This window comes from Streptomyces sp. HUAS TT7, from assembly GCF_051550175.1.
In the GTDB taxonomy this organism is placed as follows: domain Bacteria; phylum Actinomycetota; class Actinomycetes; order Streptomycetales; family Streptomycetaceae; genus Streptomyces.
The window spans coordinates 2,262,262-2,285,963 of record NZ_CP196175.1 but is presented as its reverse complement, the minus strand read 5'-3'; the positions used below and the strand labels follow the sequence as shown (position 1 = coordinate 2,285,963).

Below are 23,702 nucleotides of genomic sequence, written 5' to 3'. Positions count from 1 at the left end.
TCCGATGTCCGCGCTCTTCAACGTGCTCGTGGCAGTCGCGGTGGTGGCGCTGATCCTCGTCCGCCAGTTCAAGCCGCAGCAGCTGGGCGGCGACGGGAGGAAGTGGTGGGTCATTCCCGCCGTCCTGGTGTTCTTCGCGGTGAAGGACGGCGGGCTCGTCGACCAGCACCACCAGGCCGGCTCGATCGCCCTGCTCGGCGCCGAGCTCGTGACCGGAGTGCTCATGGGCGTCGGCTGGGCGTGGACCTCGAAGATATGGACCGAGCCGGACGGCACGGTGTGGTCACGCGGTACCAAGGCCACCGCCGGAATCTGGGTCCTGGGCATCGCCCTGCGCGTGGGGCTCGCGGGGCTCGGCGCGCTGGCCGGGATCCACCTGGGCACCGGCGCCATCCTGGTCGCGCTGGCCGCCTCCCTGCTCGTCCGCGGCGCCATCCTGATGTGGCGGGCCCGCCCGGCCCTCCCGTCGTACGGTGTTGCTGCCGCAAGCCCCGCCCAGCAGGTGTGGAAGGAACGCGTGTGACCCTGGAGACCTGGTGCAGCTGGCCTTCGCGGGAAGCACTCTCCCGCGAGGGCCTGACCCGGGCCAGACGCAATCTCGCCCGGGGCATCAGGGCCGTGGTGTTCGGCGGGCTGCTCTGGTCCACGTTCAGCAGCAGGCAGGGCCCGGGGAACCGGGCGTGGGCCTGGGTGGCGGGCGTGGCCCTCGTGCTGGGCTGCGTCCTGCTGGCCCGCCTGTTCTTCCGATTCACCCTGGACCATCGGCTCTGGCCCTCGCTGGCCACCCTCCTGCTGGTGATGGGCGCCGCCGCCGGTGCCGGGGCGGCGGGCTGGCCGGTGCTCGCGCTGGTTCTGTGGTGCGGCTGCGCGGTGACCGCCCTGGAACGGCTGCCGCTGGGCGCCGCCGTGCCGTGCACGGTGGTGGCACTGGCCGCGTACAGCCTGGTCAACAACGACAACTGGCTGACCACGGTGGTGACCGCGGCCGGGCTCGGGCTCGCCGGATATGTGCTGCGCCTCGATGCCGAGGCCCGGGGCAACGCCCAGCGGCTGCTCGCCCAGGAACGGGCCGCGCGGGCCGCCGAGGCGCAGTCCGCCGCGCTGGGCGAGCGGGCCAGGATCGCCCGCGAGATCCACGACGTACTGGCGCACAGCCTCTCCGCGCAGCTGGTGCACCTGGAGGCGGCGCGGCTGCTGATCGAGCGGGAGCCGCCCGGAGAGTTCCGGGAGAAGATCCTCGAACGGGTGGTGGCCGCCCGGGGCATGGCGAGAGAGGGCCTGGCCGAGACCCGCCAGGCGCTCTCCGCGCTGCGCGGCGAGATGACCCCCGTGGAGGACTTTCTGCAGACCCTGATCGAGGGATCGGGAGCCGGGACCGGACTCGCTCCGGGCGCCGGGGTGCAGGTGAAGGGGGAGCGCCGGGCGCTGCCCGCGGAGGCCTCGCAGGCCGTGCGCAGAGTGGCCCAGGAGGCTCTGACGAATGTGCGCAAGCACGCGCCGGGCGCGGTCGTCGCCGTACGGCTGGAATATCTGCCGGACGAAGTGGCCCTGGAAGTACGGGACTCGGGCGGGCGCAAGCGGGCGGGGGAGCTGGCTGTCAGTGGTTCCGGATACGGTCTGCTGGGGATGAGGGAACGCGCCGAACTGCTCGGCGGGACCTTGGAGGCCGGGCCGGACGAGGAGGGCTTCGTGGTGAGACTGAGGGTGCCCGCATGACCGGGAGCGGGCCCGGGGCACGGGGGACGATCAGGGTGGTCGTGGCCGACGACCAGTCCGTGGTGCGCGAGGGAATCGTGATGCTGCTCGGTCTGCTGCCCGGCATCGAGGTCGTCGGATCGGCGCGGGACGGCGAGGAGGCGGTCGCCCTCACGGGCGAACTGGCTCCGGACATCGTCCTGATGGACCTGCGCATGCCGCGCTGCGACGGGGTCGAGGCGACCCGCCGCATCCGGGCCGGGCACCCCGGCACCGAGGTGGTGATCCTGACGACGTACGCGGACGACGACTCGCTCTTCCCTGCCCTGCAGGCCGGCGCGCGGGGCTATCTCACCAAGGACGCCGGGGGTGAGGAGATCGTCAAGTCGATAGAGGACGTGCTGGCCGGGCAGGCCGGGCTCGCCCCCGCCGTGCAGCGCCGTCTCCTGGAACGGGTGACCGCGCCGCCGCCTGTCCCCGCCGCACCGGCCGAGCTGCCCGACGGGCTCACCGTGCGCGAGGGCGAAGTGCTGGGGCTGGTTGCCGAGGGGTTGTCCAACCCCGAGATCTCGCGGGCCCTGCACATCTCGACGGCCACCGTGAAGACGCACATCAACAACATCTTCGGCAAGACCGGGGTGCGCGACCGGGCGCAGGCCATGCGGTACGCCTACCTGCACGGCCTCGCCCAGCCACCGCGCGGCTAGCGGGTTGTCCCGAGGCGGCTCCATCACCTAATGGGGTGAAGCGGGGGCATAGGAGAGCTCAGGGCTCGCCCCCTCTGCCCATCCTTGGGCCACGCGGCCGAACGGGGCTGTGGGCAAGGAGAGTTGTGCGGTGGACGAGCAGGAAGGGCGTGATCCCGCGGCGGCGCGGATCGACGACCCCTGGTATGACGCCCTCGCCTCCGGGTGGGGCGAACTGGACGGTGAGACGGTGGCCGCGACCGTGCCCGCAGAGCATGACAGCAGCGGCGACGAACGGCTCAGCCCGGCCGAGATCTATCTCGAAGTGCACCGCAGCGCCGCCTTCCAGGAGGTGCGCCGCCGCTACCGCCGCTTCGTGGTCCCGGCCGCCCTCGCCTTCTTCGCCTGGTACCTCGCCTATGTGATCACCGCGGTCGGCGCCCCCGGTCTCATGGCCCGCCCGGTGGCCGGCGCGGTGAACGTGGCGATGGTCGCCGGGCTGGCCCAGTTCCTCACCACCTTCCTGCTGACCTGGGCGTACGCGCGCCATGCGCGGCTGCGCCGGGACCGGGCCGCGCTGGAGCTGCGCTGGGTCGTGTTCGAGCAGAACCAGCAGAACAGCCCACCGCACGACGGACCGAACCAGCGGGCAGAACAGGGCCGCGGGGCACGGTGGACCGGCGGACAGGGAACGACACGGGGGACCGACAGGTGATCGTCGGCGGGGACCATCAGACTCTGGCGCTGCTGCTCTTCAGCGCGTTCGTGGCGGCGACGCTCGCCATCACCACGTGGGTGAGCCGCAACCGGCGTGGCTCGGCCGAGGAGTTCTACACCGGCGGGCGTCTCTTCTCGCCCATGGAGAATGGTTTTGCCATCGCGGGCGACTACATGTCGGCTGCCTCCTTCCTCGGCATCTCCGGACTGATCGCGCTCTTCGGCTACGACGGAATGCTCTACTCCGTGGGCTTCCTCGTCGCCTGGCTCGTGGTGCTGCTCCTGGTCGCCGAACTGGTCCGCAACTGCGGCAGGTTCACCCTGGCCGACGTGGTCGCGGCCCGGATGAGCGAGCGTCCGGTGAGGATCGCGGCGGGAACTTCTTCGGTCACCGTGTCCGTTCTCTATCTGGTGGCGCAGATGGTCGGCGCGGGGAGCCTGGTCGCCCTGCTGCTCGGCGGCACCAGCGATGCCGCGCGGAGCTGGACGGTCATCGGGGTCGGCGCCCTGATGGTGGTCTATGTGTCGCTCGGCGGGATGCGGGCCACCACCTGGATCCAGATCGTGAAGGCCATGCTGCTCATGGCCGGCACGATCACCCTCACCGTGCTGGTGCTGCTGCGCTTCCACGGCGACATCAATCTGCTGCTGAACTCGGCGGCCGAACACAGCGGCCACGGAAAGGAGTTCCTCTCACCCGGCCTCAAGTACGGCGGGGACTGGACGGCGCGGTGCGACTTCATCAGCCTGGGGCTCGCCCTGGTCCTCGGCACGGCCGGACTGCCGCACATCCTCTCGCGCTTCTACACCGTGCCGACCGCGCGGGCCGCACGCCGCTCGGTCGTCTGGTCCATCGGCCTCATCGGCGGCTTCTACCTGATGACGATCGTGCTCGGCTTCGGCGCGGCCGCGCTGGTCGGCTCGGCCGAGGTCAAGGCGTCGAATCCCGCCGGGAACACGGCCGTTGCGCTGCTCGCCTACAACCTGGGCGGTGGTGCCGGTTCCACAGGCGGAACGGTTCTCTTCGCCGTGGTCGCCGCCGTCGCCTTCGCCACGATCCTCGCGGTGGTCGCGGGCATCACCCTCGCCTCCTCGGCGTCCGTCGCCCACGACCTGTACGCCTCGCTCCGGCGCCGGCATGCCAGGCAGCGCAGCGAGGTGGCGGTCGCGCGGGTCGCGGCGGTGGGGATCGGGGCGGTGGCCATCGCCCTCGGCCTCCTCGCCCGGGACCTCAACGTGGCCTTCCTGGTCGGCCTGGCCTTCGCGGTGGCCGCCTCCGCGAACCTTCCGGTGCTGCTCTACTCCCTGTTCTGGCGGAACTTCACGACGCGGGGCGCCGTGTGGTCGGTGTACGGGGGCCTGGTACCGGCGCTGGTCCTGGTGCTGGTCTCGCCCGTGGTCTCGGGCAGCCCCGAATCCCTCTTCCCCGGCGTGGACCTCCAGTTCTTCCCGCTGCAGAACCCGGGGCTCGTCTCCATCCCGCTGGGATTCCTCGCGGGCTGGCTCGGCACGGTGACCTCCGGCGAAATGCCGGACGAGGCGAAGAACGCGGAGGCGGAGGTACGGGCCCTGACGGGGGCGGGTGCGGTGTAGCCCTCGCCCCCCGGGCGGGTCCGAATCGAGCCAACTCTCCTCAGGGAGCTGACAGTTGTGACTCACACGGCCCACGCGTACCGATGTTCCGGGCGGCCCGTCTCTCCGTACCGCAGGGTCAGGCGGAGGCGGCCGGACTGTTCCAGGAGGCGGAGGTAGCGCTGGGCCGTGGAACGGCTCAGGCCGGTCCGGTCGGCGACCTCGTGGGCGGAGAGCGGGTGGTCCGCGGTGTGCAGGACGTCGCGGATGAGCTCCGCGGTCGGTACCGAATGGCGGGTGGGCAGCCCGGTGCGCAGGGCCGCGAAGATCCGGTCGACCTGCTCCTGGTCCTGGGCGGCGGGCCCGTCGCCGGCCGTCCCCGCCGCCCGGTCCACCGTGCGCCGCAAGGTCGCGTACGAGTCGAGTTTGGCCCGGAGCCCGGCGAAGGTGAACGGTTTGACCAGGTAGTGCAGCGCGCCGTGGCGCATCGCGGCCTGGACGGTGGCCACGTCGCTCGCCGACGTCACCATGATCACGTCGGTGTGGTGGCCCTGCTGACGCATCCGGCGGACCAGGCTGAGCCCGGTCTCGTCGGGCAGGAAGTGGTCGAGCAGCACAAGATCGATCCGGCGGCGCTCCAGCGTGGCGAGGGCCTGGGCGGCGCTGTGCGCACGCGCCGCGACTTGGAACCCGGGAACCTTCCCGACGTACGCCGCGTTGATCTCTGCGACACGGAAGTCGTCGTCCACGACCAGGACGTCGATCAAGACGCTCTCCTCCTCCATGCCCGCTCCTCGAACCCCGCAGTTGTATCGCGCGCAAAACGAGCACAACAGGGGTTTGCGAGCAGAAGTGTGTCTTGAGACCACAAGGCTGACGCCGTCGCGCGGGCCGCATCTACGGTCCCGCTCCATGAACACAGACACCAGCCCCGCCATCGAGCTGAGGGGCGCCGGCAAAGCGTTCCGTACGCCGTCGGGGACGCTGCACACCGCCGTGCGGGAGCTCGATCTGACCGTGGGGCAGGGCGAGTTCGTGGCCGTCGTCGGCCCCACCGGCTGCGGGAAGTCGACCACGCTGACCCTGGTCAGCGGCCTGGAGGAGCCCACCGAGGGCGAGGTCCTGGTGGCCGGGGAGCCGGTCCGGGGCATCGGCGACAAGGTCGGCTTCGTCTTCCAGCAGGACGCCGTCTTCCCCTGGCGCACCGTGCTCTCCAACGTCATGGCGGGCCCGCGCTTCCGCGGCGTACCGAAGGCCGAGGCGAAGGAGATGGCGCGGGCCTGGCTGGCCAGGGTCGGCCTCTCGGCGTTCGAGGACCGCTATCCGCACCAGCTCTCGGGCGGCCAGCGCAAGCGCGTCGCGCTGGCCGCGACCTTCGTCAACGACCCCCGGATCCTGCTGATGGACGAGCCGTTCTCGGCCCTCGACGTGCAGACCAGGGCCCTGATGTCGGACGAACTCCTCGACCTGTGGTCCGGCACCGGAGCCTCCGTCGTGTTCGTCACGCACGACCTGGAGGAGTCCATCGCGCTCGCCGACCGGGTCGTCGTGATGACGGCGGGCCCCGCCACCGTGAAGCGGATCTTCGACATCGACCTGCCGCGCCCCCGCAAGGTCGAGTCGGTACGCCTGGAACCCCGGTTCATCGAGATCTACCGGGAGATCTGGGAATCGCTCGGTGAAGAGGTCCGCATCACCCGCGAGCGGGGTGCCGCCGATGTCGCCTGACACCGTCGCCGCCCCCGGGGTCGAGCCCGGCACCCGCACCCAGGCCCGCGCCCGGGCCGCCCGCAACCGCCGGCTCCTCGTGCACGGCAGCCGCGTCCTGCTCCTGGCGGCGGTCGTCGCGCTCTGGGAGATCCTGGCCCGCGCCGAGATCATCGACCCGTTCAACTTCTCGATGCCGTCGGCGATCTGGGACCAGATCCGGGAGTGGGCCGTGCACGGCACCGCGCAGGGATCGCTCTGGGAACAGATCTGGTACACCCTCTACGAGGCGCTGCTCGGCTGGGTCCTCGGGGTCACGGCGGGTGTCGTATGCGGCATCACGCTGGGCCGGATCCGTTTCCTCGCCGATGTCCTCGGCCCGTACATCAAGGTGCTCAACGCCATCCCGCGCATCGTGCTCGCGCCGATCTTCCTGATCTGGTTCGGCCTCGGACCGGCCTCGAAGGTCGCCTCCGCCGTCGTGCTCGTCTTCTTCCCGGTGTTCTTCAACGCCTTCCAGGGGGCGCGCGAGGTCGACCGGAACCTGGTGAACAACGCCCGCATCCTGGGCGCGAGCAACCGCCGGGTCACCCTCCAGGTGGTCATCCCCTCCGCCACTTCCTGGATCTTCACCAGCCTCCATGTCAGCTTCGGCTTCGCGCTGATCGGCGCGATCGTCGGCGAGTACATCGGCGCGACCAAGGGGCTCGGCCTCCTCGTGGCCGCCTCGCAGGGGACCTTCAACGCCGCCGGGGTGTACGCGGCGATGGCCATCCTCGCGGTCGTCGCGCTGCTCACCGAGGGACTGCTCACCTTCGCCGAACGACGGCTGTTCCGGTGGCGCCCGGCCGAGGCCGGCACCGAGCGCTGACCGGCCCGAGAGCCGGCCGGCACCGGGCGCCGACGGGCCTCAGTGCCCCCATTCCCGTACGTACCAGAACATTGATCACAGGGACGTGATGATCATGCCGAGCAATCCCAACGCCTTTATGGACGCCGCCAGTTCAAACACCCCTGCTTTCCGGCGACCCGCCACCCACGACCCGCGCAGGGCGACCTCGGCCGTCCTGGCCGGAGGGCTGTGTGTCGCTCTGCTGATGGCGCTCTCCGGATGCGGTGGCGACTCCGCCTCGGATGCCAGGAGCGCGTCCGGCCAGGCCAAGGTCAAGGTGATGGTCGGCGGTCTCGACAAGGTCATCTATCTGCCGGCGATGCTGACCCAGCAGCTCGGCTACTTCAAGGCCGAGGGCCTGAACGTGGAGCTGCTGACCGAGCCCGCCGGTGTGCAGGCCGAGACCGCGCTGATATCCGGTGACGTCCAGGGCGCCGTCGGCTTCTACGACCACACGCTGGATCTCCAGGTCAAGGGCAAGAAGGTGGAGTCCGTGGTGCAGTTCTCGCACGCGCCCGGCGAGGTGGAGGTGGTCTCCAACCAGGCGGCTGGGAGCATCGGTTCGCCCAAGGACTTCAAGGGCAAGAAGCTCGGCGTCACCGGCCTCGGTTCCTCGACGGACTTCCTCACCAAGTACCTCGCCGTGCGCGACGGGGTGAAGACGAGCGAGTTCACGCCCGTCGCGGTGGGCGCGGGGCAGACCTTCATCGCCGCCCTGAAGCAGGGCTCCATCCAGGGCGGCATGACCACCGACCCGACGGTCGCCACCCTCGTCGACCAGAAGCTGGGCAGGGTCCTGATCGACATGCGCACGCCCGAAGGCTCCCAGCAGGCGCTCGGCGGGCCCTACCCCTCGTCCAGTCTGTACATGAACACGCAGTGGGTGAACGGTCACAAGCAGACGGTGCAGAAACTGGTCAACGCCCTGGTGAAGACGCTGCGTTGGATGTCCACGCACAGCGCCGACGAGATCGCGGCGAAGATGCCCGCGGACTACGCGCAGGGCGGCAAGGCCCTCTACGCGCAGTCGATCAAGAGCACGCTGCCGATGTTCACCAAGGACGGTGTCATGCCCGAGAACGGGCCGGAAACGGTCGAGAAGGTGCTGAAGGCGTTCAACCCCAATCTCAAGTCCGCCAAGGTCGATCTGTCCCAGACCTTCACGACGGAGTTCGTGAAGAAGGCACCGCAGAGCTGAAACCCCCTGTCCGGGGCGCTTACAGCGACGCCGCCCACGCGTAGCGGTGCTCGGGGCGGCCGGTCTCGCCGTAGCGCAGGCCGAGCCGCACCCGGCCCGCCCGCTCCAGGAGTTTCAGATAACGCTGGGCCGTCTGGCGGCTCACTCCGGCCCGCTCCGCGATCTCCTGCGCCGAGAGCGGGCCCTCGGCCTCCTTCAGCACCCTGCGCAGCAGGTCGGCGGTGGTGGGGGAGTGGCCCTTGGGGAGGTCGGGCTCGGCGGGGACGGACAGCGCGCCGAAGATCCGGTCCACCTCCGCCTGTTCGGCCTCGCCGCCGCCGTCCAGGGTACGGCGCAGCACGGCGTACGCCTCCAGCTTGGTGCGGAGCCCCGCGAAGTTGAACGGCTTGACCAGGTACTGGAGGGCGCCCTGGCGCATCGCCGCCTGCACGGTGGCGACGTCGCGGGCCGCCGTCACCATGATCACGTCGGTGTGGTGGCCGAGCCGGCGCAGCTCCCGTACGAACGCGAGCCCGTTCTCGTCCGGCAGATAGTGGTCGAGCAGCACCAGGTCGACCGGTTGCTCGACGATCCGGGCGAGCGCCTCGGCGGCCGAATGCGCCTGGGCGACCACCCGGAATCCGGGAACTTTCGCGGTGTACGCGGCATTGATGTCGGCGACCCGGGGATCGTCGTCCACGACCAGTACGTCGATCATCGCGCCTCCTCCACGGCCTCGCGCCGATGCCCGTCGTCGGTGAGCTCCTGCTCCAGGGCCTCGCTCAGCGCGTCCGGCAGGACGACGGTGAACTCCGCCCCGCCGTCCGGGCCCGCGCCGACCCGGGCACTGCCGCCCATGCGTTCCGCGAACCGGCCGACCAGCGCGAGGCCGAGCCCCCGCTTGCCGTGGGCGGGCGGCTCCTTGGTCGTCCAGCCCTCGGTGAAGACCAGCTCACGGTGCTCGGCGGGGATGCCGGGCCCGTTGTCGCGGACCCGTAGGACGACGGTGCGGCCCTCGGCGCGCAGCTCCACCTCGACCGCGGCGCCGGGCGCCCCGGCCGTCGCGTCCAGGGCGTTGTCGAGGAGGTTGCCGGTGACCGTGACCAGGCCGCGCGGATCGACGAGCCGGTCCGGCAGCGAGGTGGCGGGGGACAGGCTCAGGGCGACCGCGCGCTCGGCGGCGACCGTCGCCTTGCCGACCAGGACCGCGGCGAGCAGCGGGTCCCTGACCTTCTCGGTGACCTGCTCCGCGGTGGCCCGGTGCACCCCGACGACCTCGGTGATGAACTCGACGGCCTCCTCGTACAGCTCCAGTTCGAGCAGGCCGAGCAGGGTGTGCAGCCGGTTGGCGTGCTCGTGGTCCTGGGCGCGCAGGGCGTCGATCAGGCCGCGCGTCGAGTCGAGCTCACGGCCCAGGCGCTCCAGCTCGGTGCGGTCGCGGAGGGTGGCGACGGCGCCCCCGTCGTCGGTCGGCATCCGGTTGGCGACGAGAACGCGGTGACCGCGCACGGTCAACAGGTCGGTGCCCTCGACCCGGCCGGCGAGCACATCGGTCGTACGCCCCGCACCGAGCACCTCGTCCAGCGCCCGGCCCCCGGCCTCGGGACCGACGCCGAGGAGGCGCTGCGCCTCGTCGTTGAGCAGCCGGATCCGGCCGTCGCCATCGAGCGCGACCACGCCTTCGCGGATGGAGTGCAGCATGGCCTCGCGCTCGGCGAGCAGCCCCGAAATATCAGAGAAGGCCAGGTCACGGGTCTGCTTGTGGATGCGTCGGGCGATCAGATACGCGGCGAGCGCGCCCACCGCGAGCGCGCCGCCAGCGTAGGCGAGCAGGCCGGGGATCGCGTTCAGGAGCCGGGCCCGGACGCTGTCGTACTCGATGCCGACCGAGACGGCGCCGACGATCCGGCCGCCGGCGTCCCGCAGCGGCACCTTGCCCCGGGCCGAGCGGCCCAGGGTGCCGCTGTCGATCTCCATGACGTCACGGCCCGAGAGGACGTCGGTCGGGTCGGTGGAGACGACCCGGCCGATCTCGGCGGGGTCGGTGTGCGACCAGCGCACCCCGCGGGTGTCCATGATCACCACGTATTCGGCGCCGGTCGCCCGCCTGATCCGCTCCGCGTCCGCCTGCACCGGTCCCTGGGCGGACGGCCGCGAGGCGAGGAGGTCGTCGGCGACCCGGGGCTCGGCGGCGGTGGTCGCGGCGATGGCGAGCGCGCGCCGCATGGCCTGGTCGTCGAGTTGGGCGCTGAGCGGGGCCAGGAAGAGCCCGGTCGCGAGCACGGCGACCCCGGCGGCGATGGTCAGCTGCATGAGCAGCACCTGGGAGAAGACGCGCCGCGGCCAGCCGAGCCGTCGCCGGCGCGGGGTGGTCCTGGTGGGCGGGGCGGTCATGGACAGGCACGTTAGACGGCCCGGGGCGCATCCCGAAATCCCCGTGTGGTCACGGTGCGATCACCCTGAATGCTGCTGGCATCGACGAATGTCGCCTGCGTTGCTTGCGGACATCGTGCGCGCCACCGTCACCCCGCCCGCGGGCACCGGCGCCCGCGGGCTGCGCCTGCCCGTCACCGCCGTCACCGGCCGGCCGGTGGCCCGGTTCGGCGGGTTCGAGGCGTACGGCTCCTGACGGCGCAGCCGCGCAGCCGGGTGCTCAGCGGACGCTGTCGTACAGCTCAAGCGTCAGCTCCGCCACCCGGTCCGGGGCCCGCAGAGAGGGGAAGTGGTCGACGCCGGGCAGCCGGACGAGCCGGCAGCCCGGGATGCGCTCGGCCATCGCCTCGTTGACCCGGACCACCTCGGCCTGGTCGAGTTCGCCGAGCGCCAGCAGGCAGGGCGCCGCGACCTGGCCCAGGCGGTCGTAGGCGTCCGCGTCCGGGACCTGCTTGCCGAAGGTGGTGAGCCAACCGGGGACCGCCGCGCGCAGCTGGGCGGCGGCCTCGGCGTCGTCGCCGGTACCGGCCGCGCCCCAGGTCCGCAGGCCCAGCGCGACGAGCCCTTCGAGGTCGCCGGCCTGGCCCAACTCACCGACCTGGGCGATCAGTTCGGGGGACTCCAGCTCGCGGGCGCCGGTGACGCCGGGGCAGAACAGGGCGAGCCCGGCCACGCGTGCGGGCACGTCGACCGCGAGGTTCAGCGCGGTGGCGCCGCCCATGCTGGAGGCGACGAGCACCGCCCGGTCCACGTCGAAGTGGTCGAGGACCGCGAGCAGGTCGGCGGCCTGAGAGAACTGCGCGGTGGGCGGGGCGGACCGTCCGAAGCCGCGCGTGTCGTAGCGGATCACCCGGTGCCGCTCGGTGAGCCTCGGCATGATCGTGTCCCAGATCCGGGAGTCGCCGACCCCCGGGTGCAGCAGAACCAGGGGCAGGCCTTCCCCGCCCGTGTCCTCGGCCCAGACCTCGCCGTCCTTGACCGGCACTGTGAGTTCCATGGGGCAAGTCTGGCGGTCCGCCCCCGGTCGGGCCAAGTGGGCCTGAAGACAGGCGAGTTCAGGACGCGCCCGAATCCGTTCAGGCGGGCAGCGGGCGCGGCGGCCGGGGCCCGGTGTAGTGGCCGCTCGGGCGCATCCGGAGCGGGCGTTCCGCGTACTCCTCCAGGGCGTGCGCGATCCAGCCGGCCGTGCGGGCCACCGCGAACACCGTCTCGCCGGCCTCGGCGGGCATGCCGAACGCCACGCTCATGACGGCCAGGGCCAGATCGACATTGGCGTGCAGCGCGGTGTGCCGGGCCGTCGTGTCGACCACGTCGCGCGCCGCGGCCAGCGCGTCCGAGGCCTGCGGGATCGCTTCGAGGAGCGCGAACAGGGCCCGGGCGCGCGGGTCCTCACCCGGATAGAGCCGGTGGCCGAGCCCGGGCACGCGCCGCCCCGAGCGCAGATGGTCGGCGACGACCGGGGCCGCGCTCCCGCGTTCGAGCACCTCGGCCAGGGTGCGGTGCGCGAGCCCGCTCGCGGCGCCGTGCAGCGGCCCCTCCAGGGCGCCGAGCCCCGCCGAGACCACGGCGTACGGATGCGCGCGGGCCGAGGCCGCGACCCGGGCGGCGAGCGTGGAGGCGGCCAGGTCGTGGTCGATGAGCAGCGCAAGCGCCGTGTCGAGGAGGCGAATCGACTGCTCGTCGGGGAGCCGGGGGGTGAGGCGCTGCCACAGCTGCCAGGCCATCCGGCCCTCGCCGCGGTGCCGCTTGCCCGCCGTCGGCAGCGCGCCGACCAGGGTGGGGATGAGCATGCGGCCGCAGCCGAGTACCGCCGAGGGGTCGAGGTCGAAGCGCAGCGGGTCGGCCGCCGAGACCGCGACCGCCGCGACGCGCAGCCGGTCCATGGTGCTGCTGTGCACGGGCAGTGCGTCGACGGCGAGCCGGGCCGCGTCCAGGAACGGCTGTGGCGCGGTGAACCGGGGGCCGTGCGCCGGCTCCCCGGTCCACACCCACTCCGCGACCTCCTCGAAGCCGTACGCGGTGGCGAGCTCGACGGCGTCGACGCCGCGGAAGTAGTAGCGGTCCTTGTCGATCAGGGTGATGCCGGTGCGGAACGTGAACTCTCCGCTCGGAGCCCCCGTGCCCGGCTCGCGGCGGCCGCTGCGCCGGGCCAGCGCGTCGACCTCCTTCGCGTCGAAGGTCGAGCCCCGCTCGCCCGGGGCGCGCTCACTGCTCAGCTGCCCGCGGCTGACGTACGCGTAGACCGTCTCGGGCTTCACGCCGAGCCGCTCGGCCGCCTCGCGGGTGGTGAGCCGTGCCTGATCACTCATGGGGTCACCGTATCCATATTGATTCAATCAATGTTGACAGCTTCAGAGTCAATCATAGACAGTCAAGTCAACATGAAGAACTGAAGGAGGCAGCCACATGGCCAGCACCATCACCGCCCCCGCCGCGGTACCCCGCGGGCTCGCGGGCGTCGTCGTCACGGACACCGAACTCGGGGACGTCCGCGGCCGCGAGGGCTTCTACCACTACCGCCAGTACTCGGCCGTCGAGCTCGCCCGGAGCCGCACCTTCGAGGACGTCTGGCACCTGATGTTCCACGGCGAGCTGCCCGATGCCGCGGCCCGCGCCGCCTTCACCGCCCGCACCGCGGAACTCCGCCACCTGCCCGACGGCGTACGCGAGGCGCTGCCCGGCATCGCCCGCACCGGCGCCCTGTCGGGACCGCTCGCCGGACTGCGCACCGCGCTCTCCCTGCTCGGCGCGGCCAAGGGCTTCCGGCCGGTGTACGACCTGGACGCGGCGCAGCGCGCCGAGGACGCGCTCGCCGCCTGCGCCGCCGTGCCCACCCTGCTGACCGCGCTGCACCGGCTCGGCCGGGGGCTCCAACCGGTCGAGCCCCGCGACGACCTGCCGTACGCCGCCAACTACCTCTACATGCTGACCGGTTCGGAGGCCGGGCCCGAGCGGGTCCGCGCCGTCGAGCAGTACCTCATCTCCACCATCGACCACGGCTTCAACGCCTCCACATTCACCGGCCGCGTCGTCGCCTCCACCGGGGCCGACGTCGCGGCGAGCCTGGTGGCCGCGGTCGGCGCGCTCTCCGGGCCGCTGCACGGCGGCGCCCCCAGCCGCGCCCTCGACACCCTCGACGCGATCGGCACCCCCGACCGCATCGACGGATGGATCCGCGAACGCGTCCTGGCCGGCGACCGGATCATGGGCTTCGGGCACCCCGTCTACCGCACCGAGGACCCCCGCTCGCGCATGCTGCGCGGGATCGCGGAGGGCTTCGGCGGAGAGCTCGTCGAGTTCGCCGTCGAGGTGGAGCGCCGGGTCGAGGCGATACTGGCCGAGCTCAAGCCGGGCCGCGAGCTGCACACCAACGTGGAGTTCTACGCCGGGGTGGTCATGGAGCTGTGCGGGCTGCCGCGCGAGATGTTCACGCCCACCTTCTGCGCGGCCCGGGTGGTCGGCTGGAGCGCCAATATCCTGGAGCAGTCGGCGGACTCGAAGATCATTCGCCCGGCGGCCCGCTATGTGGGCCCGCCCCCGCCGCAGCCCGTACCCGCAGTCTGAAAGGCCCCAGGTGAACAGCCCGAGCAAACAGATCCCCGTCATCGTCCTCGCGGGCTTCCTCGGCTCGGGCAAGACCACCCTGCTCAACCATCTGCTCAGGGCCTGCCGCGGCACCCGCATCGGAGCCGTCGTCAACGACTTCGGCTCCATCGAGATCGACGCCATGACGGTGGCGGGCCAGCTCGGTGACTCCACCGTCTCGCTCGGCAACGGCTGCCTGTGCTGCGCCGTGGACGCGAGCGAGCTCGACCTCTACCTGGACAGGCTGACCCGGCCCGCCGCCCGTCTCGACGTCATCGTCATCGAGGCGAGCGGTCTCGCCGAACCCCAGGAACTCGTGAAGATGCTGCTCGCCAGCGAGAACCCGCGGATCGTGTACGGGGGCCTGGTCGAGGTCGTGGACGCGGCCGAGTACGACGCCACGCGTGAGAAGCACCCCGAGATCGAGCGGCACCTGGGCGTCGCCGACCTGGTGGTGCTCAACAAGACGGACCGGGTCGACGCGGCGGACCTGGCCCGGCTGCGCGGCACGCTCGCAGGAGCGGCCGCGGTGGTCGAGTCCGCGTACGGCCGGGTCGACCCGGAGCTCTTCTTCGACCGCAGGCCCCCGACCGAACGCGTCGGCCAGCTCGCCTTCGACGACCTCCTCGACGACGTCGCCGAAGCGGGAAGCTGCGGCGAGGCCGGTCACGACCACAGCGCCTGCGCCGGGCACGGCCACCCCCATCTGCACGCCGGGTACGAATCCGTGGCCTTCACCTCGGACGTGCCCATGGACCCGCGCCGTCTGATGGCCTTCCTCGACACCCGGCCCGAGGGCCTCTACCGGATCAAGGGATTCGTCGACTTCGGCGCCGCCGACACCCGCAACCGGTACAGCCTGCACTCGGTGGGCCGGTTCCTGCGCTTCTACCCCGAGCCGTGGGAGCGCGGGCAGGAGCGCCGTACCGAGCTCGTCCTCATCGGCGCCGGCATCGACGCGCCCGCGCTGGACAAGCAGCTGGCCGAATGCGTGGCGGACCCGGGGGAGACCCCGCCCGAGCACGCGATGTGGGGCGTCCTGCGGTACGTACCGGAGCCGGAGCCGGAGCCCCGGGAGCCGGAAGGGGCCGGGGAGTTCGACTGACTCCCCAGCCCCTTCGGCTGAGCGCTCGGCAGGAAGCAGGAGGTGGAGTGCTTCGCCTGCGGGCTGGTGGGGGCCGGTCGCTCCCCCAAGTTCTCGGCTTCGCTCGAACAGGGGGGACCCCCATCGCGGCGGAGCCGCACCATGTAACAGCCCCGCGCCCCTTTCGGGGCACGTCGCCTCCCCCTCGTTACGAGGCCGGGCCCGCCAGGACCGTTACCGGGGAGGGCAGCGGTGTGCCCGAGCCGTCGCGGCGCGGGTCGAGCTCCGGGAGCTGCGCCGGGGCGCCGCCCGCCTGGGCCGCGCGGGCCGGGGCCGGGCCCGCCCAGGCGAGCACCAGCTTGTCCTCGCCCTTCAGGAACCGCTGACAGCGCACCCCGCCGGTGGCCCGGCCCTTGCGCGGGTACTGGTCGAACGGCGTCAGCTTCGCGGACACCGCCGTGTCGCCGAGCAGGGTGGCCCCCGAGCCCGCCACCGAGAACACCACCGAGTCCCCGGCCGGGTCGACCGCCGTGAACGAGATGACCTTGGCGCCGTCGGTCAGCTTGATGCCGGCCATGCCGCCCGCGGGCCGCCCCTGCGGGCGCACCTGACTCGCCTGGTAGCGCAGGAGCTGGGCGTCGTCGGTGATGAAGACCAGGTCCTCCTCGCCGGTGCGCAGCTCGGCCGCGCCCACGATCCGGTCACCGTCCTTGAGGGTGATGACCTCCAACTCGTCCTTGTTCGCCGGGTAGTCGGGCACCACGCGCTTGACGACGCCCTGCTCGGTGCCGATCGCGAGACCGGGCGAGGACTCGTCGAGCGTGGTGAGACACACCACCGTCTCGTCCGGCTCCAGGGAGGACAGGAACTCCGAGATCGGGGCGCCGCCCGACAGGTTCGGCGCGGACGCCGTGTCCGGGAGCTGCGGCAGGTCGATCACCGCGAGCCGCAACAGGCGCCCGCTGGACGTCACCACGCCCACGTCGCCGCGCTGGGTGGCGGGCACCGCCGAGACGATCACGTCGTGCTTGACGCGCTTGTCGTCCTCGCCGGCCACGAACTGCTCGCCGGTGGCGGTGCGGGCCAGCAGGCCCGTCGAGGAGAGCAGCACCCGGCACGGGTCGTCCGCGACTTCGAGGGCGACGGCCGCGACCGGGGCGCCCGCCGACTCCAGGAGCACGGTGCGCCGGTCGGTGCTGAACTTCTTGGCCACCGCGGCCAGTTCGGCCGATACCAGCTTGCGCAGCTCGTTGTCCGAGTCCAGGATCCCGGTCAGCTCGTCGATCTCGCCGGTCAGCCGGTCGCGCTCGCTCTCCAGCTCGATCCGGTCGAACCTGGTGAGCCGGCGCAGCGGCGTGTCCAGGATGTACTGCGTCTGGATCTCGCTCAGCGAGAAGCGTTCGATGAGCCGCTCCTTCGCCTGCGCCGAGTTGTCACTCGACCGGATGATCCTGATGACCTCGTCGATGTCGACCAGGGCCACCAGCAGACCCTCGACCAGGTGCAGCCGGTCGCGGCGCTTGGTGCGGCGGAACTCGCTGCGGCGCCGCACCACGTCGAAGCGGTGGTCGAGGTAGACCTCCAGAAGCTCCTTGAGCCCCAGGGTGAGCGGCTGGCCGTCGACCAGCGCCACGTTGTTGATGCCGAAGGACTCCTCCATCGGCGTCAGCTTGTAGAGCTGCTCCAGGACGGCCTCCGGGACGAAGCCGTTCTTGATCTCGATGACCAGGCGCAGGCCGTGCGAACGGTCGGTGAGGTCCTTCACATCGGCGATGCCCTGGAGCTTCTTCGAGCCGACCAGGTCCTTGATCTTGGAGATCACCTTCTCCGGGCCGACCGTGAACGGCAGCTCGGTGACGACCAGGCCCTTGCGGCGCGCCGTGACGTTCTCCACCGACGCCGTCGCGCGGATCTTGAAGGTGCCGCGGCCCGACTCGTACGCGTCCTTGATGCCGCCCAGGCCCACGATCCGCCCGCCGGTCGGCAGGTCGGGACCCGGTACGAAGCGCATCAGCGCCTCCAGGTCCGCGTCCGGGTGCCGGATCAGATGGCGGGCGGCCGCGATGACCTCGCCCAGGTTGTGCGGCGGCATGTTGGTCGCCATGCCGACCGCGATTCCGGACGAGCCGTTGACCAGCAGGTTCGGATAGGCGGCCGGAAGGGCGACCGGCTCCTGCTCCTGGCCGTCGTAGTTCGACGCGAAGTCGACGGTGTCCTCGTCGATCGACTCCGTCATCAGCGACGTGGCGTCCGCCATCTTGCACTCGGTGTACCGCATGGCGGCCGGCGGGTCGTCGTTGCCGAGCGAGCCGAAGTTGCCGTGGCCGTTCACCAGCGGCAGCCGCATCGAGAACGGCTGCGCCATGCGCACCAGGGCGTCGTAGATCGAGGCGTCGCCGTGCGGGTGCAGCTTGCCCATCACCTCGCCGACGACGCGGGCGCACTTCACATAGCCCCGGTCGGGGCGCAGGCCCATCTCGTTCATCTGGTAGACGATGCGGCGCTGGACGGGCTTCATGCCGTCCCGGGCGTCCGGCAGGGCCCGCGAGTAGATCACGGAGTACGCGTACTCGAGGAAGGAGCCCTGCATCTCGTCGACGACGTCGATGTCGAGGATCCGCTCCTCGAAGTCGTCGGGCGGCGGCGGGGTCTTCGTGCTGCGGCGGGCCATCGCGGCTGCTGCTCCTTCACGTACCGGAACGGATCTGATGCCGACCATTGTGGACCGTCCCACTGACAACGCCGACCGCGACCCGGGAACTTCGCCAGGTGCCCGCGCGCTTGCATACAGTGGCAGGACTTCTCCACTTGAGGACTTCCCCCGCCAGTACTTCACCTCGCAGTACTGCACATCGCGAACGAAGGGACGTACATGCCCATGGGTCACACGGCCACAGCGCAGGCCGGCTCCGGCGGTCTGACAGCCACTGAGCACCGACTGGCCAACGGCCTGCGCGTGGTGCTCTCCGAGGACCACCTGACCCCGGTCGCCGCGGTGTGCCTCTGGTACGACGTGGGCTCGCGCCACGAGGTCAAGGGCCGCACCGGCCTCGCCCACCTCTTCGAGCACCTCATGTTCCAGGGCTCCCACCAGGTGCACGGCAACGGCCACTTCGAGCTGGTGCAGGGGGCCGGCGGCTCGCTGAACGGCACCACCAGCTTCGAGCGCACCAACTATTTCGAGACCATGCCCGCCCACCAGGTCGAGCTCGCGCTCTGGCTGGAGGCCGACCGCATGGGCTCGCTGCTCGCAGCCCTCGACGAGCAGTCGATGGAGAACCAGCGCGACGTCGTCAAGAACGAGCGCCGCCAGCGCTACGACAACGTGCCCTACGGCACCGCCTTCGAGAAGCTGACCGCCCTCGCCTACCCGGAGGGCCACCCCTACCACCACACGCCGATCGGCTCGATGGCCGACCTGGACGCGGCGACCCTCGAAGACGCCCGGAACTTCTTCCGTACGTACTACGCGCCCAACAACGCGGTGCTCGCGGTGGTCGGCGACATCGACCCCGAGCAGACGCTGGCCTGGGTCGAGAAGTACTTCGGCTCCATCCCCACCCACGACGGCAAGCAGCCGCCGCGCGACGGCGCGCTGCCCGACACCATGGGCGGGCAGCTGCGCGAGGTCGTCGAGGAGGACGTCCCGGCGCGCGCCCTGATGGCCGCCTACCGGCTGCCCCACGACGGCACCCGCGAGGCGGACGCCGCCGACCTGGCGCTGACCGTCCTCGGCGGCGGCGAGTCCTCCCGGCTGCACAACCGCCTGGTCCGCCGCGACCAGAGCGCCGTGGCGGCCGGGTTCGGTCTGCTGCGGCTCGCCGGCGCCCCCTCGCTCGGCTGGCTGGACGTCAAGACGTCGGCCGGCGTCGAGGTCCCCGACATCGAGGCCGCGGTCGACGAGGAGCTCGCCCGGTTCGCCGAGGAGGGCCCGACCGAGGAGGAGATGGAGCGCGCCCAGGCCCAGTTGGAGCGCGAGTGGCTCGACCGGCTCGGCACCGTGGCCGGCCGCGCCGACGAACTGTGCCGGTACGCCGTGCTGTTCGGCGACCCGCAGCTCGCCCTGACGGCCGTCGACCGCGTTCTGGACATCACCGCGGAAGAGGTCAAGGCGGTCGCCGCCGCGACCCTGCGCCCCGACAACCGGGCCGTCCTGGTGTACGAGCCCACCGCGGCACCCGAGGCAGGCAACGAAGAGGAAGAGGCGGGCCAGTGACGGACGCTGTCGTGACCATGGAATTCCACCCGCAGCCGGTCGCCGGCACCGCCACGCCGTGGGCCTTCCCGGCCCCCGAGCGCGGCACGCTCGCCAACGGCCTGACCGTGCTGCGCTGCCACCGCCCCGGCCAGCAGGTCGTCGCCGTGGAGATCTTCCTCGCGGCCCCGCTGGACGCCGAGCCCGAGGGCCTCGACGGCGTCGCCACGATCATGGCGCGCGCCCTGACCGAGGGCACCGACAAGCACTCGGCCGAGGAGTTCGCCGCCGAGCTGGAGCGGTGCGGCGCCACCATCGACGCGCACGCCGACCACCCCGGCGTCCGGGTCTCCCTCGAAGTGCCGGTCTCCCGGCTGCCCAAGGCGCTCTCGCTGCTCGCCGAGGCGCTGCGGGCCCCCGCGTTCGCCGACTCCGAGGTCGAGCGGCTCGTACGCAACCGGCTCGACGAGATCCCGCACGAGCAGGCCAACCCGTCCCGGCGGGCCGCCAAGCAGCTCTCCAAGGAGCTGTTCCCGGCCTCCGCGCGCATGTCCCGGCCCCGCCAGGGCACCGAGGAGACCGTCGCCGCCATCGACGCGGCCGCGGTGCGCGCCTTCTACGAGGCGTATGTGCGCCCCGCGACGACCGTCACCGTCGTCGTCGGCGACCTGTCGGGCACCGACCTCGACGCGATCCTCGCGGACACCCTGGGCGACTGGACCGGCAATACGGCCGAGCCGCGCCCCATGCCGCCGATCACCGCCGACGACACCGGCCGGGTCGTCATCGTGGACCGCCCCGGCGCCGTCCAGACCCAGCTGCTCATCGGCCGCGTCGGCGCCGACCGGCACGACCGGGTCTGGCCGGCCCAGGTCCTCGGCACGTACTGCCTGGGCGGCACCCTCACCTCGCGCCTGGACCGCGTGCTGCGCGAGGAGAAGGGCTACACCTACGGTGTCCGCGCGTTCGGCCAGGTGCTGCGCTCGGGGCCGGACGGCGGCGCGGCCATGCTCGCCATCAGCGGCTCGGTCGACACCCCGCACACCGGCCCGGCCCTCGACGACCTGTGGAAGGTGCTGCGCACGCTGGCCGCCGAAGGCCTCACGGACGCCGAGCGCGAGACGGCCGTGCAGAACCTGGTGGGCGTCGCGCCGCTCAAGTACGAGACCGCGGCGGCCGTCGCGGGGACGCTGGCCGACCAGGTCGAGCAGCACCTCCCGGACGACTACCAGGCGCAGTTGTACGCGCTGCTCGCGGAGACCGGCACCGTGGAGGCGACGGCGGCCGTCGTCAACGCCTTCCCCGCCGACCGGCTCGTCACGGTCCTCGTGGGGGACGCGGCACAGATCGAGGAGCCGGTCAGGGCGCTCGGAATCGGCGAAGTGACCGTCGTAGCAGGCTGATTGAGGCATCGTCCGGGCCGACCGAGGCACGCGGACGACGGAGGGTTGCGGGACCCCGGTGGCGGATGCGCCGCCGGGGTCCTCCTTAATGTCCGTTTTGTAGGGGAGGTTGCCTGTCTGTCATGTGGCGTGCGCTACAAAAACCGGTGTCTGTTTGGTGATTGAAAGATCAGCCGTCTAGCGTCGGTCCCGCTGTCCGTCACCACCCGTCGCAGCCGCGGCACCGGACAGCGATCGCCGAGTCCCCGAAGGCGCGAGCCTGGGGAGCCGGGGACCCACTCAGTCCCTGGGGTGAATCGGACGCCTCCGCCCGCGGAGGAGCCCGTAGGAGACCTTCCTGCTCCGAACCCGTCAGCTAACCCGGTAGGCGAGATGGAAGGAAAGGACACCGCCACTCCATGGCGTTCACCCGTGCCACCGGGAAGCATCGCGCGCCCAGCCGTATGACGCGCCGCAGCGCGAACATCGCGGGCATCGCCACCCTCGCCACCGCCGGAGTCGTAGGCACCCTCGCCTCCCCGGCCATGGCGGCCCCGAGCACCACCACCGCCGACACGGGCCTGACCCAGGCCATCGTCATCGGTGACAGCATCGCCGACCAGGTGGGCGCCCAGGCCGACGCGCAGAAGCAGGCCGCCGCGAAGGCCAAGGCGAAGGCCGAGGCCGAGGCCGCCGCCAAGGCGAAGGCCGAGCAGCGGGCCAAGGAGGCACGCGAGGCCAAGGAGCGTGCCGCGCGCGAGGCCGAGCGCAAGCGCCTCAACACCTTCGTGGCCCCCATATCCGACAGTTATGTGTCCACCGGCTACAAGACCGGCGGATCCCTGTGGTCCTCCGGCAGCCACACCGGCATCGACTTCCATGCGGGGATCGGCACTTCGGTGCACGCCGTGGGTCTGGGCACCGTCGTCGAGGCCGGCAACGGCGGCGCGTACGGCAACAACGTCGTGGTCAAGATGCACGACGGCACGTACACCCAGTACGGCCACCTCTCGGTCATCCAGGTCTCCGTCGGCCAGACCGTCGAGCCGGGCCAGCAGATCGCCCTGTCGGGCAACACCGGCAACACCACCGGCCCGCACCTCCACTTCGAGGCCCGCACCGGCCCGGAGTACGGCTCGGACATCGACCCCATCGCCTACCTGCGCTCGCACGGCGTCTCCGTCTGAGACATCCGAGGCGTACGAGACGTCCAGGACGTCCGAAGCGCCCCCGCGCACACCGAAGGCCCCCGGCACGCCGCCGGGGGCCTTCGGCATTGGCCAAAAGAAATCCATTGATTCCGGCTCGTCACCGGGAATTAACAAGGCCTGCCATAGAGTCGCTGAACAGGCGTTGCGCGATCGCGTTTCGCGGGGATTGAGGCGGAGGTTCGGCCATGCGTATTCCGGCGCATTCGGTATGCACGGCAATCCGCGACGACATCGTCTCGGGTGTCTTCGAGCGGGGCAGCCGGCTCACCGAGGAAGTCCTCGCACGCCGTTACGGGGTATCGCGCGTCCCGGTCCGCGAGGCCCTGCGCACCCTGGAGTCCGAGGGGTTCGTCACCACCCGCAGACACGCCGGCGCCTGCGTGGCCGAGCCCACCGAGCTGGAGGCCGCCGACCTCCTCGAACTGCGCCTGGTCCTTGAGCCGTTGGCCGCCGCCCGTGCTGCGGGCCGCCGCAGCGAGGCCCATCTCAAGGTGCTGCGCGGCCTGGTGAGGCTGGGTCAGGACCGGGCCAGGCGCGGCCAGGGCGAGGATCTGCGCCCGCTCGGCGGCTGGTTCCACGAGACGCTCGCCCAGGCCTCCGCGAGCCCCGGACTGATCGCGCTGCTCACGCAGTTGAGGCACAAGGTCGCCTGGATGTACGCGGTCGAGGTGCCGGCCCGCCCGGCCGAGGCCTGGGCCGAACTCGGCGCGATCACCGACGCGGTGGCCCGCGGGGATACCGAACGCGCCCGCTCGCTCACCGCCCTGCACGCCGAGCGATCATTTTCCGCCCATCGGCTGCGCGGGCCCGCACCCGTGAGAACTTCGCAACATGCCGTAAACACCGCGAGCGCCCGCACTTAACAGCACGGCCGTATACAAAGAAAGGAAATAAAGCGCACCGCATTGTGCTGCCCGGAATCAGGATTTTCCGCGCACCCCATGCCCGCGAGAACTCAATGCATCGCGCACGCCCCATGCCGGGGGAAAGCGAAAGGACCGCCGGGCCCGAATTCGGGATCAGCGGTCCTTCGGTGTGACGCGGTGTCGCGCCGACCGGATCAGACGGTCTCGGGGAGCTCCTCAAGACCCTCGGCGACCAGCTTGGCCAGCCGGTCGAGTGCGACGTCCGCGCCCTCGGCGTCGGAGGCCAGCACGATCTCCTCGCCGCCCTGCGCACCCAGACCGAGCACCGCGAGCATGGACGCGGCGTTGACCGGGTTGCCGTCGGCCTTGGCGATCGTCATGGGGACTCCGGCAGCCGTGGCGGCACGGACGAAGATGGACGCGGGGCGGGCGTGCAGGCCCTCGGCCCAGCCGACGTTGACGCGGCGCTCAGCCATGGTGTTGCCCTTCGAAATCTCTGA

Annotated in this window: 22 protein-coding genes and 1 riboswitch; of the genes, 15 read left to right on the top strand and 7 right to left on the bottom strand. The window is 71.6% G+C overall.

Features of this window, described 5'->3' with window-relative positions:
* Positions 1-4 precede the first annotated feature (4 nt).
* The 5 genes from ACSHXC_RS10150 to ACSHXC_RS10130 all read left to right on the top strand — a co-directional run bounded on the left by ACSHXC_RS10150 (position 5) and on the right by ACSHXC_RS10130 (position 4,691).
* Positions 5-523, top strand: a complete 519-nt coding sequence (locus ACSHXC_RS10150; protein ID WP_438291267.1) for a DUF1453 domain-containing protein — start codon at positions 5-7, stop codon at positions 521-523.
* Entirely contained in the window at positions 520-1,716 is a 1,197-nt protein-coding gene (locus tag ACSHXC_RS10145; protein WP_438291266.1) for a sensor histidine kinase, read from the top strand. The genes ACSHXC_RS10150 and ACSHXC_RS10145 overlap by 4 nt, the downstream gene beginning before the upstream one ends.
* Positions 1,713-2,402, top strand: coding sequence for a response regulator transcription factor (locus ACSHXC_RS10140; protein ID WP_438291265.1), 690 nt, complete (start codon positions 1,713-1,715; stop codon positions 2,400-2,402). Before ACSHXC_RS10145 ends, ACSHXC_RS10140 begins: the two co-directional genes overlap by 4 nt.
* A 130-nt stretch (positions 2,403-2,532) precedes the next feature.
* Positions 2,533-3,096, top strand: a complete 564-nt coding sequence (locus tag ACSHXC_RS10135; protein WP_438291264.1) for a DUF485 domain-containing protein — start codon at positions 2,533-2,535, stop codon at positions 3,094-3,096.
* Positions 3,096-4,691, top strand: a complete 1,596-nt coding sequence (locus ACSHXC_RS10130) for a solute symporter family protein (RefSeq protein WP_438296508.1) — start codon at positions 3,096-3,098, stop codon at positions 4,689-4,691. Before ACSHXC_RS10135 ends, ACSHXC_RS10130 begins: the two co-directional genes overlap by 1 nt.
* Before the next feature lie 62 nt (positions 4,692-4,753).
* On the opposite strand, the gene ACSHXC_RS10125 is transcribed toward ACSHXC_RS10130, so the two are convergent.
* Positions 4,754-5,437: a response regulator gene (locus ACSHXC_RS10125; RefSeq protein WP_438296507.1), complete on the bottom strand. Its 684-nt coding sequence runs from the start codon at positions 5,435-5,437 to the stop codon at positions 4,754-4,756.
* A 145-nt stretch (positions 5,438-5,582) separates the two neighbouring features.
* On the opposite strand from ACSHXC_RS10125, the gene ACSHXC_RS10120 reads away from it, so the two are divergent.
* The 3 genes from ACSHXC_RS10120 to ACSHXC_RS10110 all read left to right on the top strand — a co-directional run bounded on the left by ACSHXC_RS10120 (position 5,583) and on the right by ACSHXC_RS10110 (position 8,467).
* On the top strand, positions 5,583-6,398 hold the full coding sequence (locus ACSHXC_RS10120; protein ID WP_438291263.1) for an ABC transporter ATP-binding protein: 816 nt from the start codon (positions 5,583-5,585) through the stop codon (positions 6,396-6,398).
* On the top strand, positions 6,388-7,248 hold the full coding sequence (locus tag ACSHXC_RS10115) for an ABC transporter permease (RefSeq protein ID WP_438291262.1): 861 nt from the start codon (positions 6,388-6,390) through the stop codon (positions 7,246-7,248). Before ACSHXC_RS10120 ends, ACSHXC_RS10115 begins: the two co-directional genes overlap by 11 nt.
* Positions 7,249-7,474: 226 nt before the next feature.
* A complete protein-coding gene (locus tag ACSHXC_RS10110) occupies positions 7,475-8,467 on the top strand; it encodes an ABC transporter substrate-binding protein (protein WP_438296505.1) in 993 nt (330 codons plus the stop codon).
* A gap of 19 nt (positions 8,468-8,486) precedes the next feature.
* Here ACSHXC_RS10110 and ACSHXC_RS10105 read toward each other — a convergent pair whose 3' ends face one another.
* Positions 8,487-9,164, bottom strand: a complete 678-nt coding sequence (locus ACSHXC_RS10105; RefSeq protein WP_438291261.1) for a DUF7342 family protein — start codon at positions 9,162-9,164, stop codon at positions 8,487-8,489.
* On the bottom strand, positions 9,161-10,840 hold the full coding sequence (locus ACSHXC_RS10100) for a sensor histidine kinase (RefSeq protein WP_438291260.1): 1,680 nt from the start codon (positions 10,838-10,840) through the stop codon (positions 9,161-9,163). Before ACSHXC_RS10100 ends, ACSHXC_RS10105 begins: the two co-directional genes overlap by 4 nt.
* Before the next feature lie 88 nt (positions 10,841-10,928).
* On the opposite strand from ACSHXC_RS10100, the gene ACSHXC_RS10095 reads away from it, so the two are divergent.
* Complete coding sequence (locus ACSHXC_RS10095; RefSeq protein ID WP_438291259.1) at positions 10,929-11,075, top strand: hypothetical protein; 147 nt, start codon at positions 10,929-10,931, stop codon at positions 11,073-11,075.
* A 24-nt stretch (positions 11,076-11,099) separates the two neighbouring features.
* Here the strand turns inward: ACSHXC_RS10095 and ACSHXC_RS10090 are convergent, their stop codons facing one another.
* Both ACSHXC_RS10090 and ACSHXC_RS10085 read right to left on the bottom strand, forming a co-directional pair.
* Complete coding sequence (locus ACSHXC_RS10090; protein WP_438291258.1) at positions 11,100-11,876, bottom strand: alpha/beta fold hydrolase; 777 nt, start codon at positions 11,874-11,876, stop codon at positions 11,100-11,102.
* Positions 11,877-11,955: 79 nt separating this feature from the next.
* Complete coding sequence (locus ACSHXC_RS10085) at positions 11,956-13,188, bottom strand: citrate synthase (RefSeq protein WP_438291257.1); 1,233 nt, start codon at positions 13,186-13,188, stop codon at positions 11,956-11,958.
* A gap of 97 nt (positions 13,189-13,285) precedes the next feature.
* Here ACSHXC_RS10085 and ACSHXC_RS10080 point away from each other — a divergent pair, with 97 nt between their 5' ends.
* Positions 13,286-14,443, top strand: a complete 1,158-nt coding sequence (locus ACSHXC_RS10080) for a citrate synthase/methylcitrate synthase (protein ID WP_438291256.1) — start codon at positions 13,286-13,288, stop codon at positions 14,441-14,443.
* The gene (locus tag ACSHXC_RS10075) at positions 14,403-15,569 is read left to right on the top strand and encodes a CobW family GTP-binding protein (protein WP_438291255.1); all 1,167 of its coding nucleotides are present in this window, start codon (positions 14,403-14,405) and stop codon (positions 15,567-15,569) included. Before ACSHXC_RS10080 ends, ACSHXC_RS10075 begins: the two co-directional genes overlap by 41 nt.
* A gap of 187 nt (positions 15,570-15,756) precedes the next feature.
* Here the strand turns inward: ACSHXC_RS10075 and ACSHXC_RS10070 are convergent, their stop codons facing one another.
* Complete coding sequence (locus ACSHXC_RS10070) at positions 15,757-18,219, bottom strand: DNA gyrase/topoisomerase IV subunit A (protein WP_438291254.1); 2,463 nt, start codon at positions 18,217-18,219, stop codon at positions 15,757-15,759.
* 207 nt (positions 18,220-18,426) lie between these two features.
* Here ACSHXC_RS10070 and ACSHXC_RS10065 point away from each other — a divergent pair, with 207 nt between their 5' ends.
* From ACSHXC_RS10065 to ACSHXC_RS10050, 4 genes are all read left to right on the top strand, one after another.
* A complete protein-coding gene (locus ACSHXC_RS10065; protein ID WP_438291253.1) occupies positions 18,427-19,764 on the top strand; it encodes a M16 family metallopeptidase in 1,338 nt (445 codons plus the stop codon).
* Positions 19,765-19,781: 17 nt separating this feature from the next.
* Positions 19,782-21,146 (top strand): M16 family metallopeptidase, encoded by a 1,365-nt coding sequence (locus ACSHXC_RS10060; RefSeq protein ID WP_438296504.1) that lies wholly within the window; start codon positions 19,782-19,784, stop codon positions 21,144-21,146.
* 225 nt (positions 21,147-21,371) lie between these two features.
* Positions 21,372-21,531, top strand: a riboswitch (cyclic di-AMP (ydaO/yuaA leader).
* A gap of 13 nt (positions 21,532-21,544) precedes the next feature.
* On the top strand, positions 21,545-22,312 hold the full coding sequence (locus ACSHXC_RS10055; RefSeq protein WP_438291252.1) for a M23 family metallopeptidase: 768 nt from the start codon (positions 21,545-21,547) through the stop codon (positions 22,310-22,312).
* A gap of 209 nt (positions 22,313-22,521) precedes the next feature.
* Positions 22,522-23,199, top strand: a complete 678-nt coding sequence (locus ACSHXC_RS10050; protein WP_438291251.1) for a GntR family transcriptional regulator — start codon at positions 22,522-22,524, stop codon at positions 23,197-23,199.
* 197 nt (positions 23,200-23,396) lie between these two features.
* Here ACSHXC_RS10050 and ACSHXC_RS10045 read toward each other — a convergent pair whose 3' ends face one another.
* Positions 23,397-23,678 carry an HPr family phosphocarrier protein gene (locus ACSHXC_RS10045; protein WP_053725500.1) on the bottom strand — a complete coding sequence of 94 codons (282 nt, stop codon included), beginning with the start codon at positions 23,676-23,678 and terminating at the stop codon, positions 23,397-23,399.
* Positions 23,679-23,702 lie beyond the last annotated feature (24 nt).

Coding starts and splice junctions, on each gene's coding strand:
- ACSHXC_RS10150 (WP_438291267.1), top strand. CDS start 5: ATGTCCGCGCTCTTCAACGTGCTCGTGGCAGTCGCGGTGGTGGCGCTG.
- ACSHXC_RS10140 (WP_438291265.1), top strand. CDS start 1,713: ATGACCGGGAGCGGGCCCGGGGCACGGGGGACGATCAGGGTGGTCGTG.
- ACSHXC_RS10120 (WP_438291263.1), top strand. CDS start 5,583: ATGAACACAGACACCAGCCCCGCCATCGAGCTGAGGGGCGCCGGCAAA.
- ACSHXC_RS10115 (WP_438291262.1), top strand. CDS start 6,388: ATGTCGCCTGACACCGTCGCCGCCCCCGGGGTCGAGCCCGGCACCCGC.
- ACSHXC_RS10110 (WP_438296505.1), top strand. CDS start 7,475: ATGGCGCTCTCCGGATGCGGTGGCGACTCCGCCTCGGATGCCAGGAGC.
- ACSHXC_RS10105 (WP_438291261.1), bottom strand. CDS start 9,164: ATGATCGACGTACTGGTCGTGGACGACGATCCCCGGGTCGCCGACATC.
- ACSHXC_RS10100 (WP_438291260.1), bottom strand. CDS start 10,840: ATGACCGCCCCGCCCACCAGGACCACCCCGCGCCGGCGACGGCTCGGC.
- ACSHXC_RS10095 (WP_438291259.1), top strand. CDS start 10,929: ATGTCGCCTGCGTTGCTTGCGGACATCGTGCGCGCCACCGTCACCCCG.
- ACSHXC_RS10090 (WP_438291258.1), bottom strand. CDS start 11,876: ATGGAACTCACAGTGCCGGTCAAGGACGGCGAGGTCTGGGCCGAGGAC.
- ACSHXC_RS10085 (WP_438291257.1), bottom strand. CDS start 13,188: ATGAGTGATCAGGCACGGCTCACCACCCGCGAGGCGGCCGAGCGGCTC.
- ACSHXC_RS10080 (WP_438291256.1), top strand. CDS start 13,286: ATGGCCAGCACCATCACCGCCCCCGCCGCGGTACCCCGCGGGCTCGCG.
- ACSHXC_RS10075 (WP_438291255.1), top strand. CDS start 14,403: ATGTGGGCCCGCCCCCGCCGCAGCCCGTACCCGCAGTCTGAAAGGCCC.
- ACSHXC_RS10070 (WP_438291254.1), bottom strand. CDS start 18,219: ATGGCCCGCCGCAGCACGAAGACCCCGCCGCCGCCCGACGACTTCGAG.
- ACSHXC_RS10065 (WP_438291253.1), top strand. CDS start 18,427: ATGGGTCACACGGCCACAGCGCAGGCCGGCTCCGGCGGTCTGACAGCC.
- ACSHXC_RS10060 (WP_438296504.1), top strand. CDS start 19,782: ATGGAATTCCACCCGCAGCCGGTCGCCGGCACCGCCACGCCGTGGGCC.
- ACSHXC_RS10055 (WP_438291252.1), top strand. CDS start 21,545: ATGGCGTTCACCCGTGCCACCGGGAAGCATCGCGCGCCCAGCCGTATG.
- ACSHXC_RS10050 (WP_438291251.1), top strand. CDS start 22,522: ATGCGTATTCCGGCGCATTCGGTATGCACGGCAATCCGCGACGACATC.
- ACSHXC_RS10045 (WP_053725500.1), bottom strand. CDS start 23,678: ATGGCTGAGCGCCGCGTCAACGTCGGCTGGGCCGAGGGCCTGCACGCC.